Genomic DNA, 13598 nt, shown 5'->3' with positions numbered 1-13598 from the left:
CATGAACACCCTCGAACTCGCCGCCTGCGGCCCCGTCATCCCCGTCATCGTCATCGACCGCGTCGAGGATGCCGTTCCGCTGGCCCGTGCGCTGGTTGCTGGCGGGGTGCGCGTGCTGGAGGTGACGCTGCGCACCCCGGCCGCGCTCGACTGCATCCGCGCCATGGTCGCCGCCGTGCCCGAGGCCATCGTCGGCGCCGGCACCGTGCGGTCCATCGCCGATGCGCAGGCCGCCAAGGACGCGGGCTGCCAGTTCGCGGTCAGCCCCGGCTACACGCCCGAGATCGGCCGCGCCTGCCTGGACATCGGCCTGCCGCTGCTGCCCGGTGTCTCCACCGCCAGCGAGGTGATGATGGCCAATGCCGACGGCTACCGCTTCCTGAAACTCTTCCCGGCCACGGCGGTCGGCGGCATCAACCTGCTCAAGGCCTTCGCCAGCCCCTTCCACGACGTGGTGTTCTGCCCCACCGGCGGCATCACGCTGGAAACCGCACCGCAGTTCCTCGCGCTGCCCAATGTCAAGGTCTGCGGCGGCTCGTGGCTGACGCCGGCGGACGCGGTCCAGTCCGGCGACTGGGCACGCATCACGCGCCTGGCGGCCGAGGCGCAGGCGCTGCGCAGCTGAAGTTCTTGGGGTGGCATTCATCTTGCGTCGTTACGATCGCAGGTTGATCGAGCTTCCGAGCGCCTAGTCGCCACCCCACATGCAATTCACTGACAACACCGACGACCCCGAAGACACCGAATACTCCGCAGTGGAGCGGGCCGCTGCGGCGTCTCGCAGCACCTGGGTCAGCGTGGTCGTCAACCTGATGCTGACCGTGCTGCAGATCACGGCGGGCATCCTGGCGAAGTCCCAGGGTCTCATCGCCGACGGCATCCACTCGCTGTCGGACCTGGTGGCCGACTTCGTCGTGCTGCTGGCCAGCAGCCAGAGCCAGCGCGACGCCGACGAAAGCCACCCCTACGGCCACCAGCGCGTCGAGAACGCCGCCTCGCTGGTGCTGGGCGCGCTGCTGCTGGCGGTGGGCATCGGCATGGTCTGGTCGGCCTTCCAGAAGCTGCAGTCGCCGGAGACGGTCGCCCCGGTGGGCATCATTGCGCTGTGGGTGGCCGGTGCGGCGCTCATCGCCAAGGAAACCCTGTTCCGCTACATGCTGGCGGTGGCCAAGCGGGTCAAGTCGAGCATGCTGGTGGCCAATGCGTGGCACGCGCGCTCGGACGCCGCCTCGTCGCTGGTGGTCGGTATCGGGATCACCGGCAACCTGATGGGTTACCCGATCCTCGACCCGATCGCCGCGCTCATCGTCGGCTTCATGGTCGCGCGCATGGGCTGGGAGTTCGGCTGGGAAGCGATGCACGACCTGATGGACCGCGCCATCGACGACGAGGAAGTCGCCGCCATCCGCCGCACGCTGGTCGAGACGCCGGGGGTCAGCGGCGTGCACGACGTGCGCACCCGCAAGATGGGCGACATGATCGTGGTGGACGCCCACATCGAGGTGGATGCCATGCTGACGGTGGAGCAGGGCCACGACATCGCGGTCGACGCGCGCCACCGCGTGATGCAACTCCACCGCGTGCTCAACCTGATGACGCACGTCGATCCGTGGCACCGGCCCGACCTCGACCACGCGCAGCCGGTGGCTGGCACGAACCTCGTCGGCGGCTGAGCGGCGTCAGGACTTCAGGAATTTTCAATTCTGCTTCACCTTGGCTTCATGCCGGATGGGTTCAATGCGTTCATCGGCTTCCGGAACAGGGAGTCGATGAACCCTCAGACCCCACTTCCTCAGGAAATCTCTCATGAACAAGCTCCTTGCTCTCATCGCCGCTCTGCTGACCGCTACCGGTGCCATGGCCGGCCCCACCTGCACCGCCACCGAAGACCAGTGGATGAAGGAAGCCGACTTCAAGACCAAGATCGAAGGCCAGGGTTACACCATCAAGACCTTCAAGGTCAGCAAGGGCAAGTGCTACGAGATCTACGGCTTCGACAAGGCCGGCAAGAAGGTCGAGATCTACTTTGACCCGGTGACTGCCGCCCCCCTCGAATCCAAGTGATCGCTGTCAGACTGACACCATGAGCACTACCCCCCACACCCGCGACGGCGTCAAGGTCTGGGATCCGTTCGTGCGGATCTTCCACTGGAGTCTGGTCAGCTGTGTGCTGCTGAACTACTTTGTCATCGAGGATGGCGAGACCATTCACCAGTGGATCGGCTACGCCGCCAGTGCGCTGGTGTCACTGCGCATCGTGTGGGGTTTCATCGGCACCCGCCATGCGCGGTTTGCCGACTTCTTTCCGACGCCAGCCCGGCTGCGCGCGCATGTGTTGGCAATGCGCAGCGGGCAGGTGGAGTCCCACGCCGGGCACAACCCGCTCGGGGCGCTGATGATGCTGGCGCTGATGGCGCTGGTGCTCGGCCTCGGGATCACCGGCTTCATGCAGACCACCGATGCCTTCTGGGGCGAGGAGTGGCTGCAAGACCTGCACGGCGTGATCGGCTCCGCCCTCATTGCGCTGGCTGGCCTGCATGCGGCGGCGGCGATTCTCATGGGCCGGATCGAACGCACCAACCTCGTCGGCGCCATGATCACGGGCGTCAAGCGGCGCGGCTGACCCGCCGAAGTTGCCCGGAATGACCTGCTGAACGAAAGCCACCTGCCGTGCGACTGCTGCTCCTGGAAGACGATCCGATGCTGGGCGAGGGCCTGCGCGACTACCTGCGCGCCGAGGGCCACGTCGTCGACTGGTGCCTGCGCCTGGGCGACGCGGCCGTGCTGGTGGGTGAGCCCTATGACGCGCTGCTGATCGACTGGCAATTGCCGGACGGCAGCGGGCTCGACTGGCTGCGCCGCCTGCGCCAGCGTGGATTGACGACCCCGGCACTGATGCTGACCGCACGCGACCTGCTCAGCGACCGGGTGCAGGGGCTGGACGCCGGCGCGGACGACTATCTGGTCAAGCCCTTCGCACCGGAAGAACTCGCCGCCCGCCTGCGGGCGGTGTGCCGCCGCGCGGCGGGCAGCGGGGGCGAGCGCATCGAGTTCGGTGCGGTGCAGGTCGACCTGACGGCCAAGGCGGTCTGGCTGGAGCAGAACCGGGTCGAGCTGACTGCCCGCGAATGGGCGCTGCTGGAAGCGCTGGTGCGGCGCGCCGGGCGCATCGTGTCGCGCGGGGACCTGGATCTGCTCGTCATCGGGCAGGAGGCCGAGGTCGCCAGCAATGTGCTCGAAGTCCACATTTCCAATCTGCGCCGCAAGCTCGGGCGCGGGTTCATCGAGACCGTGCGCGGCCTGGGCTACCGGATCACCGGGGCGCCCGGCCCATGAGCCTGCTCGCCGAGCGCACGCCGGTCTCGATCCGGCGCCGGATGCTGGCGGCACTGCTCTGGACCTCGGTGGTCTGGGGGCTGGTGGCGCCGCTGATGGTGGTGCTGACCATCCGCCACGAGATCAATGAACTGCTGGACGACACCTTGCGGGCCTCGGCTGAAGCGTTGTCGGGGGTCGTGCATGCGCCACAACCGCAGAACACCGGATCCCCCGTGCCTGTGGGCGGGACGACCGTCCATCCGGCTGGCGACTATGTGCGAGGGCGCTTCGCGTGGCAGCTGATCGGGCCGGCCCGTGACGTGCTGCTCCACTCGCCGCATGCGCCGGACGGGCCTCTGGTGGCGGAACGCCAGATCGGATTTTCGGATGCAGAGTCCGGTTGGCGGGTGCTGGGTGTGCCGGTCGGCGAGGGCCAGATGCTGTACGTGGCGCAGTCGCTGGGTGAACGCTCGGAAGCCCTGCGCGATGCGGCGCTGAACACCATGCTGGCGTCGCTGGCCGTCTGGGCGGTGTGCGTGTTCTGGTTGCTGCGGCGCATGCGATCGGAGCTGGCGCAGATCTCCCGGCTGGTGTGTGACGTGCAGGAACACGATCCCATGGACCCGGCCAAGCCGCTGCCACCGGTCACCCGCGCCGAGCTGCTGCCGATCCGCGAGGCGATCGACGATCTGGGCGCCCGCCTGGCCGTGCGCGTGCGCAACGAGCGCGCCTTCACTGCCCACGCCGCCCACGCGCTGCGCACGCCGCTGGCCGGCATGGACGCACAACTCGCCGTCGCGTTGCGTGAATGCGCTCCCGAGCAACAGCCGCGTCTGCAGCGGGTCCGCGACGCGGCCAGCCGCTTCGCCCGTGTGGTCAGCGCCTTGCTGACACTGTTCCGCAGCGGCTCGGCGCTGCACCGGCAGCTGGTCGATGTGGCCGGGATGCTGGCCCGTATGCCAGTGGCGGGACTGGTGGTGCAGATGTCGGAGACCGGCGCGCCGCTGCGTCCGAACGCCGATCCGGACCTGCTGGCCGCGGCGCTGGCCAATCTGCTCGACAACGCAGCGCGGCACGGCGCCCGGCGTGTGCAGGTGGCGATCGGCGACGACCGGTTGACGCTGGACGACGACGGGCCGGGCATCGACGCGGAACGCCTGCAGACGCTGCAGCTGGCGCTGGACCGCGAGGACTACGCCGTGCTCCCCGGGCTGGGCCTGGTCCTGTCCGATCTCATCGCCCGGGCGCATGGCGGGCGACTGGGGCTGGGCCGCAGCGCGCTCGGCGGCCTGCGGGTGGAGATGACGCTGACCGCTGGACACGATCCCGCCGTGCACGCAGGCCCGGCAGTCGGCTGAATCGACAGCCAGCGCCGCAATCCTTATTTCGACCGCTTCTCCAGCACGAAATTGGCCCCGGCGTACTGCCCCAGGGTCTCGGTGAGCACCGGCATCACCTCCTGCAGCATCGAATGCAGCACGAAGGGCGGGTTGATGACCAGCATCCCGCTGCCCAGCATCCCGAAGCCACTCTGGTCCGGCTCGGCCACCGACATGCGCACATGCACCCAGCCGCGTTTGGACTGCGCGTCCGCCGCGGCCTTGAGCCGGTCGGTCATTTCCTTGGGTTCGAGGCGCTGCAGCTGCGGGTACCAGACCAGGATCACGGCATCGGCGAAGCGCTCCAGCCCGTCCCGCACGGCGCCGACCACCTTGGTGTAGTCGGTCTTGATCTCGTAGCTCGGGTCGATCAGCACCACGCCGCGGCGCGAGGGCGGCGGCATCTCGGCCTTCAGGCCCGCGAAGCCGTCCGAGTTCATCACCGCCGTCTCGCGCCGATCTTCCAGCGCGGTCTGCAGCAGCGGGAAGTCGGTCGAGTGCAACTCGTACATGCGCATCCGGTCGTCGGCGCGCAGCAGCATCTGCGCGAGCGCGGGCGAGCCGGGGTAGCGCGTCAGGCGGTCGGGCTGCGGGTTGAAGCGGCGCACCAGCGCGAGGTAGTCGTTCAGCGCGGCGGGCAGGTTTTTCTGACCGAACAGGCGGCCCACGCCGTCGTCGTACTCGGCGTGCTTGCGGGCGTGGTTGCTGTCGAGGCCGTAGCCACCGGCGCCCGCGTGGGTGTCGACGAGGGTGAAGGGCTTGTCCTTTTCCGCCATGTAGCGGAGCACCTGCGTGAAGACGAGGTGCTTGAGGACATCGGCATGGTTGCCGGCATGGAAGGCGTGGCGATAGGCGAGCATGGCGGGATTGTCGCTGCTTCCCGCCCTGATGGACATCAAGGCTTGTGCATGGCCGGATGGGGGAGGAGCTTCCTAGAATGGGCGACTGTCTCTATCAATACCAATACAAGGAATTGCCATGTCCGCCGCGCTCGACCAGTACCGCCAGAAACTCCGCACGCCCCAGGACGCCACCGCCTTGGTGCGCGACGGCGACACCGTGCTGGTTGCCTCCGCGGTGGGCGAGCCGCCGGCCTTGCTGCAGGCGCTGGCCGCCCGGCGCGCCGAACTGAACGACGTGACGCTCAGCCAGTTGCTGCCGCTCTCGCCGCAGGCCTACATGGACGTGGACAGCACGCCGCACATCCGCCACCGCTCGCTGTTCCTGAGCGCTGCGGTGCGGGCGGGCTTCAAGGCGGGCTGGGCCGATCTGGTGCCTTGTCACTTCTCGGAGATTCCGCGCCTGGTGCGGCGGGGCGAGCAGCGCTGCGAGGTGGTGATGACGATGGCCTCGCCGATGGACGCGCACGGTTATTTCTCGATCAGCCTCAGCCCCGATTTCACGATGGCGGCGATCGAGCGCACCCGCGACCTCGTGCTGGAGGTGAACCCGAACGTGCCCTACGCCTTCGGCAACTGCCATGTCCACATCTCGCAGGTCAGCGCGCTGATCGAGTCGGAGGCGCCGCTGCGCGAGGTCGGCCTGCCGCAGATCAACGACATCCAGCGCACCATCGGGCTGCACGTCGCCGAACTGGTGAAGGACGGCGACACGCTGCAGCTTGGCTACGGCAGCATCCCCGATGCGGTCGTGATGCAGCTCGGTGGCAAGAAGGACCTGGGGATCCACACCGAGATGATCGGCGACGGGCTGATCTCGCTGCTGGAGAGCGGGGCGGTGACCGGGCGGCGCAAGAACTTCCTGCCCGGCAAGATCGTCGCGACCTTCGGCATGGGCACGAAGCGGCTCTACCAGGCGATGGACCGCAACCCGATGCTGGAGATGCACCCGGTCGACTTCACCAACGACCCCGCGATTGCTGGCCAGAACGACAACCTCGTGGCGATCAACGCGACGCTGCAGGTGGACCTGTTCGGCCAGTGCGGCTCGGAAAGCCTCGGCCCGAATCCCTACTCGGGCACCGGCGGGCAGACCGACTTCATCCGCGCCGCGAACCGCTCGAACGGCGGGCGCGGGATCATCGTGCTGCCGTCCACCGCCAAGGGCGACACCATCTCGCGCATCGTGCCGACGCTGACGCCGGGGACGCTGGTCTCGACCAGCAAGAACGACGTGAACTACGTGGTCAGCGAGTACGGGGTGGCGCAGTTGCGGGGGAAGAGTCTGCGGGAGCGGGCGCGGGAGTTGATCGCGATTGCGCATCCGGCGTTTCGGGAGGAGCTGATGCACGCGGCGAAGGCGATGGCGCTGGCGTGATGGCGCCACGGCTGGCCTTCCGCCATGCACGGGCTCATCGGTCGTCCCAGGGGTTGATGACGGTCAGCCCCGCCGCCTGAAACGGGCTTGTGTCTCGTGTCGCCACGACCAGCCCGTTGGCCATGGCAATCGCGGCAATGCAGGCGTCAGCCGTCGCGATGCTGCGTCCGGCGGCGCGAACCTTCGCCAGCAACTCGGCATATGCCTTGGTGCAGGCCATGTCGAACGGTAGCACCCGCCCGGCACACAGCGGCAGCACTTGCTTCTCCAGATGCGCATGCAGTTGGGTGCGGCGCTTGCCCACCGGCATCAGCGCCACGCCCGCCCGCAGCTCGGCCACGGTGATCGCTGACAGGAAGAGCGTTTCCAGCGGCTGCGCGTCGATCCAGGCGATGACCTGGGCGGCGGGAGCCGGGCGCAGCGGCTCCGACACCACATTCGTGTCGAGCAGGATCATTCGTCGAAACTCACGGCACGGGCAGGGGAGCGGTCCCGCACGCTCTCGAAGACGGCGAACTCTTCATCGGTCAGATTGACCTTTCGCCCGATCTCGGCCAGCAGCGAACCCAGCTTGATCCGGCCTTGCGGCTTCACGGCGGCCTCCAGGATGTCGCGCATCTCGGCCTCGATGCTGCGGCCGTGCTGCGCCGCCCGCACACGGATGGCGCGATGCACCTCGTCGGGAACATTTCGAATGGTCACGGAAGTCATCTTGCAACTCTTGAGATTGATGGCAATGCTTGCATGATGAACTTTTGCAAGCAGCTTCGCAACCGAATCGACGGCTTCCAGCTTTATCGGTCGCCCTGCATCAGCGCCATCAGCTCCTCCGCTCGCAGTACGCCCGCGACTTCGCTGCCTTCGAGCACGCTGTCGGCAAGCTCCCGCTTGTCCTGGTGCAGCGCCACGATCTTCTCCTCCAGCGTCCCCGCCCGCACCAGCCGGTAGACCGTCACCGGCCGCTGCTGCCCGATGCGGTGGGCGCGTCCGCTGGCCTGGTCCTCGGCGGCTGGGTTCCACCACGGATCGGCGATCACCACATAGTCCGCCACCGTCAGGTTCAACCCGAACCCACCCGCCTTCAGACTGATCAGGAAGAAGTCCCCATCCCCGCCTTGGAAGGCGGCGACCCGCTTCGTCCGCTCCAGCGCCGGCGTGGACCCGTCGAGGTACTGATACCGCAACCCCGCCGCGTCCAGCGGCTCCTTCAGCAGCGCCAGAAAGTCGACGAACTGGCTGAACACCAGCGCCTTGTGGCCGTTGGCGGCGAGTTCGGCCGCCAGCTCCCCGAAGGCCTTCACCTTGGCGCCCACCAGCTTGATCTCCGGCGTGACGAGCCGCGGATCACACGCCGCCCGCCGCAGCTTCGTGAGCTGCGCGAGGATGTTCAGGTGCGACTGCCCCGGCTTGTCGTCCTCCATCGCCTTCTCGGCGTCGCGCAGGGCCTGCCGGCGCAGCGCCTCGTAATGCGCGTGCTCGGTCGCGTCGGCGTCCACCAGCATCGTCAGCTCGGTGCGCGGCGGCAGGTCGTCGAGCACCTGCGCCTTGGTGCGGCGCAGGATGAACGGCGCGATCAGCTTGCGCAGCGTGCGCTGCGCCCCCCGATGCCGGTCGCGCTCGATCGGCACCGCGAAGCGCAGGTTGAACGTCCCCATCGTCCCGAGCAGCCCCGGGTTGCACACCCGCATGATCGACCACAGCTCCGACAGCCGGTTCTCGATCGGCGTGCCTGACAGCGCCAGCCGGAAATCCGCCCCCAGCTCATGCACGGCCTGGCTGCGCTTGGCGGTGGCGTTCTTGATCGCTTGCGCCTCGTCGAGCACCAGCGTGTGCCACTGCCGCGCCGCGAAGGCCGCTCCGTTGAGCTGCTGCAACTGGTAGGACACGAGCACCACGTCGCCCGCCCCCAGCTCGGCCAGCAGCGCATCGCGGTCCCCCTGTGCATCGCCTTCCGCATACGGCAGCAGCCGCAGCGACGGCGCGAACCGGCGCGCCTCCGCCTGCCAGTTGCCGATCAGCGAGGTCGGCGCGATCACCAGCGCCGGCCCGCCCGCCGCCCGCGCCAGCAGCACCGCCAGCGCCTGCAGCGTCTTGCCCAGCCCCATGTCGTCGGCGAGCACGGCGCCCAGCCCCGTCTCGGCCAGCCGCATCGCCCATTGGTAGCCTTCCTCCTGGTACGGCCGCAGCGTGGCTTGCAGGGTGCGCGGCAGGACAGGCTCGAACTGCTGCGCCTCCACCAGCCGGTCGATCTGCGTGCGGAAGGCTTTGTCGCTGTCCAGATCCGCGCCCTTGAGCGTCGTGTCCAGCCACGCCGCCGCCACGGGCGTCACGCGGGCGGCGTCGGTGCGGTGGATTTCGGCGACGCTGGCCAGCTCGTCCAGCCGGCTGCGCAGCTCCTCCGTCAGCGCCAGATAACGCCCTTCGCCCATCGGGATGAAGCGACTCTTCTCGCTCGCGCTCCAGTCCAGCAGCCGGCCCAGGCTCACGACGAGCTGCTCGTTGAGCGTCACGCCGCCTTGAAGGGCCAGCCACTCCGAGCCGGATTTGACGCTGACCTTGAGCTGCCCGAGGCCGGCGGTGTCGACCCGGATCGCCTTGCCCTTGGGCCAGTCCAGCGCCATCACGGCATTCAGCGTGTGCAGCCGCTCCAGCAGCGCGAGCGCCTGGTCCGGCTGCTCGACCAGCCACGCGGCGGGCGCATCGGTCAGCGGCGGTGACAGCATCGGGCAGGCGTCCACCGTGGTCTCGAGGTGCGAGCGTTCGGCGGCGAGGTCGCGCTGGACCCCCAGCGTCTCGCCACCCACCTTGGCGATCATCCGCGCCCGGCCACTGCCGGGGTTGACGCGTGGCCCGTCTGCTCCGAAGGGCATCACCACCAGCCGCAGCGCCACGCCGTCGCCTTCCGGCGTGAGTTCGGCGCGCAGGCGCGACTCGGTGGGCACGTCACGCGCGGCGGCCGTCGTGTCGCTGTGGACCTGGAAATGCGCGCCGAGGCTGCGCAGCACCTCGTCGAGCTGACCCGCCGCCACTTTCGGCACCTCCAGCCCGGCGCCGATGAGCTGCGCCGCGCGGGTCTGTGCGGCATTCAGGCGGACCAGTCGCGCGTGTTGCGGCCCGTCGCGCAGGATGGTGAGCACGCGCAGCGCGTCGGCTTCCTTCTGCTCGGCCGCGCTGGTGATCCAGAGCTGCGGCTCCTGGCGCTCGGCGGCCGTGTCGGTCCAGCGCGGGGCAGGCTGCAGGGTGACGCGCAGACGGTCGCCCAGGTCGACGACGTCCAGCGCGGCCGGTGTCTCCGTCAGCGCGACCGCCACGTCCGGCGTGTCATCGAACGCGACATGCGGATGCCCGACCAGCGCCACGGCGGCGGCGGCCAGGTCAAAGCGCAGGCTGCGGTCGCGCGGGTTGAGGCGCAGCGTGCGGGCGACCACGGCGTCGTGCGGGGGCAGCGTTTCGTTCTTGCTGAGCTTGAGCAGCGAGGCTTCCTTCGCCTTGCCCCAGCCGCGCAGGCCGCGCTTCTGCTCCATCGGCGTGATGTCGTTGATGGCGCCGAAGTCGTTGATGACCATGACCCAGACCAGCCGGGTCTCGGCGGCGACGACCGTGGTGCCCGGGCTTTCCGCCGTTCCGCCACCGGCGATGGCGGCCAGGGCCGATAGGGCACTGCGCCAGCGCTCGCCTTCCTGCGGCGTGCTCACGAAGAAGGACGCGGGCGCCGGCTGGCCCTGGAGCACGGCCAGCGCAGCGTCGAGCTGCGCGCGCAGGTCGTGCAGCCCGCCCGCCGTCAGGCGCTCGCCCAGCAGGCGTGCGGCGTCGAGCTGCGGGGCGTTCAGCGGCTCTGCACCCGGCCGGTCTTTCAGCCAGGCGCGCACCAGCCAGCGGCTCAGGTCGAGCTGGTCGAGGTGGAACTCGTTGGTCCGGGGCAGGAAGGCTTGCAGGTCGCGCCGCGCATCGCCCAGCTTCATCTGCATCGCCAGCGCGAGCACGCCCCAGGGCGTCTCCAGCACGGGCTGGCGCTTGCCCCCTTCGGCCAGACAGAACTTGAGCGCCTTGTGCAGCGAGGCCGGCTGCGCATCGGCCAGCAGCGCGAGCACGTAGCTGAGGCCGACCGGCGGCGACACGAGCGCCTTGCGCTTGCCGGCCAGCGTGCGCATCACGTCGAGCACGGCGTCCACACCTGCGATGCAGCCCGCCCAGTCCCCGCTGCGGAAGCGGTGCACGGCCTCGTACGACGCGGCCACCGCGCGCCAGACCGGCTGGCCCGCGTCCAGGGTGGTGTCGCCGCTGGGCTGGAGCATGGTTTCCAGCGTCGGGGCCACCTCGTTGAAGCGCCCGGCCAGCATCAGGTGTTCGGCCTGCACGATGGGCAGCGTGGTCAGGCGCACGACGGCGGCGAGGGCCGGATCGGCGAGTGCCCGCCGGCGCAGGTCCTCGGTCATCGCCAGCAGCGGCAGATGGCCGGGATTGACCCAGAGCAGGTTGAGCAGGGCGAGGTTCTCGCGCAGCGTTTCGGCCTGCAACTGCGGGTGCATCCGGGGGAAGAGGACTTCGTCGAGCACGTCGTGCAGCGCGCGCTCCAGCACGGCGTCCCATTCCATGCCCCAGCGGCAAGCCTGGCGCAGCCGCTCCAGCTCCGGCGCGTCCTGGCCGCTGAACACCGCCAGCCGGGTGACGGCGCAGGCGAGTTCCATGGTGTCGAAATGCCAGTAGGCCGTGCCGAAGCGAGTGGCGGCGCGGCTGCCGTCGGCATCCAGCAGGGCGGCGCGCAACGTCTCGGCGGGCGTGCGTTTCAGCAGTGCGAGGTAGGTGGTGCTGTGGTGCCGCGGATGCACGCGCCAGTAGCCCTGGCGCTGCGGGTGTTCGACGATCAGGCCCGCGGCGGCGAGGGCGTCCATGGCCGTGCGCACCTGCTCGCCGGTGTAGCGCTTGCCGTCCCGGTTGCGCCAGCCCAGCTCGGCCAGCAAGGTCGCGATCCACGTGCGCACGCGGTAGGTGGCGCCGAGCGCCAGGGCCTGGAGGACATCGCGCTGTTCGCGCGCAGCGCCATCGGGTTCAGGAAGTGGAAGTGGGGTCTCACGCATGGCGCCACATTTTGCCTCGTTTGAGGGGTGGCACCCGGCTTGCGGGATACCGTTTGTGGCGAGGACCTATTTTTCCCGGAGCGTGCAGGGATACAAATATTGGAACTAATTGGTTTCATTTCGTGACCGTCACTCGAATATGGGGGTATTGCCTATATGGATGGACCGCTGCCGGTTCGAGGTCATCACCAGTTTGCGGGGATCGGGTGTGGAGCCCGTGTTTTACCCCCGTGTTCCCGTGGTGGCTGGTGTTTGTTTTTTTCAGATTAGCCATAACAATGGATTCCATGCGGGCAAGCCTGAACAAACAGGCAAGGGGAACAAGAATGGCAAATGAATATCAGGTGGCGATCCTGTTGCCGGTGCAAGGCACGGACGCGGCGCTCGACCGGACCGTGGCCAGCGTGCTGGCACAGACCGAAACGCGCTGGACGCTGTGGCTGATCGAGTCGGACGACGCGCGCGGTCGCGCAGCACGCTGGATCGGGGGCGATCCGCGCATTCAGTGCGTCCGGCAGATCGGGCGTGGGTGCGCTGCGGGGCTGGGTCAGGCGCTGGCCCGGTGTCCGGGCGACTACACGGTGTTCCTCGACGCGGAGCACTGCTGGGAACCGGGCTTCCTCGCGCTGACGACGGCCTTCCTGCAGTCGAATCCGCTGGAAGACGTGGTGTGCATGGACGCGGTCGAGTCGTCCGGCCCGTCGGTCGTTGCGGCCCGCCGCTCGATCTTTCGCGAACGCGGGGCGCTGCGCGATGCGCTGGACCTGCCAGCCGGCACGGTGCCCGACGCCGTGCTGGAGGGCGCCTGCTGGTACCGCGGTGAACTGGCGCAGCATCTGCGCTGGGGCCTCTACAGCCGGATGGCGGTGACGCTGATGACCGCCGATGTGGCGCTGCGGCTGGCGCCGGCACTGGGCCGTGACAGCACCGCGCTGGACTACCGCCTGCAGGCCCGCCTGGCCCGAACCTGTCCGGTGAACCTGCTGGCGCTGACGGGCGCGGTCCGGTGGCCGACACCCTGGTCTGCCGAGCAGGAGCTGCAACAGGAACGCGATGGGCTGGAAGTGTTCGACGAGATCCATGGTCGCCAGTGGGAGACCGATCCGGAAGTGGCCCGCCTGCGCCGTGAGCGCCTCTCGCGGCTCCAGCGATCGCCGTTACAGCGCCTGCTCGGCCACATGCGCGAACTGGGCTGCCAGACCGCACGCGCTGTGTTGCGGGCCAGCGGCTTGCCTGGCGTCCCCCATGCGCGCGCCTCCGCACCCATGGACCTGGGCGGCCCGCAGGTGCGCCACCAGCGCTGACGACACCCGCCGCCCGGCGGGAATCATGCACGCCGCGCCGCGATCCATGAATTAGTTTTCAAAGACTGGCTTTATCGTGTCACCTGTTCAAGCGCCCCGGGAATAAGGGGTCTTTGGGTGTCATATCTATTTCTCGGATGAATGCGTGATGTATTTTTGTTTTGGTATTTGGTTTCCCATGAATATTCGGACTGAATAGGTTCCGAAAACAATGTTGCTCACCTGGAGTAAAGAAGTGAATA

General features: G+C 68.6%; 12 protein-coding genes. 8 read left to right on the top strand and 4 right to left on the bottom strand.

The annotated features are described in order from the left end of the window. Nucleotide 1: 1 nt before the first annotated feature. The 6 genes from AABN02_RS01420 (at nucleotide 2) to AABN02_RS01395 (ending at nucleotide 4676) form a co-directional block, all read left to right on the top strand. Entirely contained in the window at nucleotides 2-625 is a 624-nt protein-coding gene (locus tag AABN02_RS01420) for a bifunctional 4-hydroxy-2-oxoglutarate aldolase/2-dehydro-3-deoxy-phosphogluconate aldolase (RefSeq protein ID WP_338413135.1), read from the top strand. A gap of 79 nt (nucleotides 626-704) precedes the next feature. Then, the gene (locus AABN02_RS01415) at nucleotides 705-1673 is read left to right on the top strand and encodes a cation diffusion facilitator family transporter (protein ID WP_338413134.1); all 969 of its coding nucleotides are present in this window, start codon (nucleotides 705-707) and stop codon (nucleotides 1671-1673) included. A gap of 133 nt (nucleotides 1674-1806) precedes the next feature. Continuing rightward, nucleotides 1807-2064 (top strand): PepSY domain-containing protein, encoded by a 258-nt coding sequence (locus tag AABN02_RS01410; protein WP_338413133.1) that lies wholly within the window; start codon nucleotides 1807-1809, stop codon nucleotides 2062-2064. A 19-nt stretch (nucleotides 2065-2083) separates the two neighbouring features. Next, nucleotides 2084-2623: a cytochrome b/b6 domain-containing protein gene (locus AABN02_RS01405; protein WP_338413132.1), complete on the top strand. Its 540-nt coding sequence runs from the start codon at nucleotides 2084-2086 to the stop codon at nucleotides 2621-2623. Between the two features lie 47 nt (nucleotides 2624-2670). Next, nucleotides 2671-3336 (top strand): response regulator transcription factor, encoded by a 666-nt coding sequence (locus tag AABN02_RS01400; protein ID WP_338413131.1) that lies wholly within the window; start codon nucleotides 2671-2673, stop codon nucleotides 3334-3336. Beyond that, nucleotides 3333-4676, top strand: coding sequence for a HAMP domain-containing sensor histidine kinase (locus tag AABN02_RS01395; RefSeq protein ID WP_338413130.1), 1344 nt, complete (start codon nucleotides 3333-3335; stop codon nucleotides 4674-4676). The genes AABN02_RS01400 and AABN02_RS01395 overlap by 4 nt, the downstream gene beginning before the upstream one ends. A gap of 23 nt (nucleotides 4677-4699) precedes the next feature. Here the strand turns inward: AABN02_RS01395 and rlmJ are convergent, their stop codons facing one another. Beyond that, nucleotides 4700-5557, bottom strand: coding sequence for a 23S rRNA (adenine(2030)-N(6))-methyltransferase RlmJ (gene rlmJ, locus AABN02_RS01390; RefSeq protein WP_338413129.1), 858 nt, complete (start codon nucleotides 5555-5557; stop codon nucleotides 4700-4702). Between the two features lie 118 nt (nucleotides 5558-5675). Here rlmJ and AABN02_RS01385 point away from each other — a divergent pair, with 118 nt between their 5' ends. Continuing rightward, nucleotides 5676-6974, top strand: a complete 1299-nt coding sequence (locus tag AABN02_RS01385) for an acetyl-CoA hydrolase/transferase C-terminal domain-containing protein (RefSeq protein WP_338413128.1) — start codon at nucleotides 5676-5678, stop codon at nucleotides 6972-6974. Nucleotides 6975-7008: 34 nt separating this feature from the next. Here AABN02_RS01385 and AABN02_RS01380 read toward each other — a convergent pair whose 3' ends face one another. The 3 genes from AABN02_RS01380 to AABN02_RS01370 all read right to left on the bottom strand — a co-directional run bounded on the left by AABN02_RS01380 (nucleotide 7009) and on the right by AABN02_RS01370 (nucleotide 12052). After that, on the bottom strand, nucleotides 7009-7431 hold the full coding sequence (locus tag AABN02_RS01380; RefSeq protein WP_338413127.1) for a type II toxin-antitoxin system VapC family toxin: 423 nt from the start codon (nucleotides 7429-7431) through the stop codon (nucleotides 7009-7011). Next, nucleotides 7428-7685, bottom strand: coding sequence for an Arc family DNA-binding protein (locus tag AABN02_RS01375; RefSeq protein WP_338413126.1), 258 nt, complete (start codon nucleotides 7683-7685; stop codon nucleotides 7428-7430). Before AABN02_RS01375 ends, AABN02_RS01380 begins: the two co-directional genes overlap by 4 nt. Before the next feature lie 83 nt (nucleotides 7686-7768). After that, nucleotides 7769-12052 carry a DEAD/DEAH box helicase gene (locus tag AABN02_RS01370; RefSeq protein ID WP_338413125.1) on the bottom strand — a complete coding sequence of 1428 codons (4284 nt, stop codon included), beginning with the start codon at nucleotides 12050-12052 and terminating at the stop codon, nucleotides 7769-7771. 326 nt (nucleotides 12053-12378) lie between these two features. On the opposite strand from AABN02_RS01370, the gene AABN02_RS01365 reads away from it, so the two are divergent. Continuing rightward, on the top strand, nucleotides 12379-13356 hold the full coding sequence (locus tag AABN02_RS01365) for a glycosyltransferase (RefSeq protein ID WP_338413124.1): 978 nt from the start codon (nucleotides 12379-12381) through the stop codon (nucleotides 13354-13356). The last annotated feature ends 242 nt before the right edge of the window (nucleotides 13357-13598 follow it).

It is taken from the genome of uncultured Sphaerotilus sp. (assembly GCF_963924895.1).
Classification (GTDB): domain Bacteria; phylum Pseudomonadota; class Gammaproteobacteria; order Burkholderiales; family Burkholderiaceae_C; genus Sphaerotilus.
This window is presented reverse-complemented; position numbering and strand designations above follow the sequence as displayed.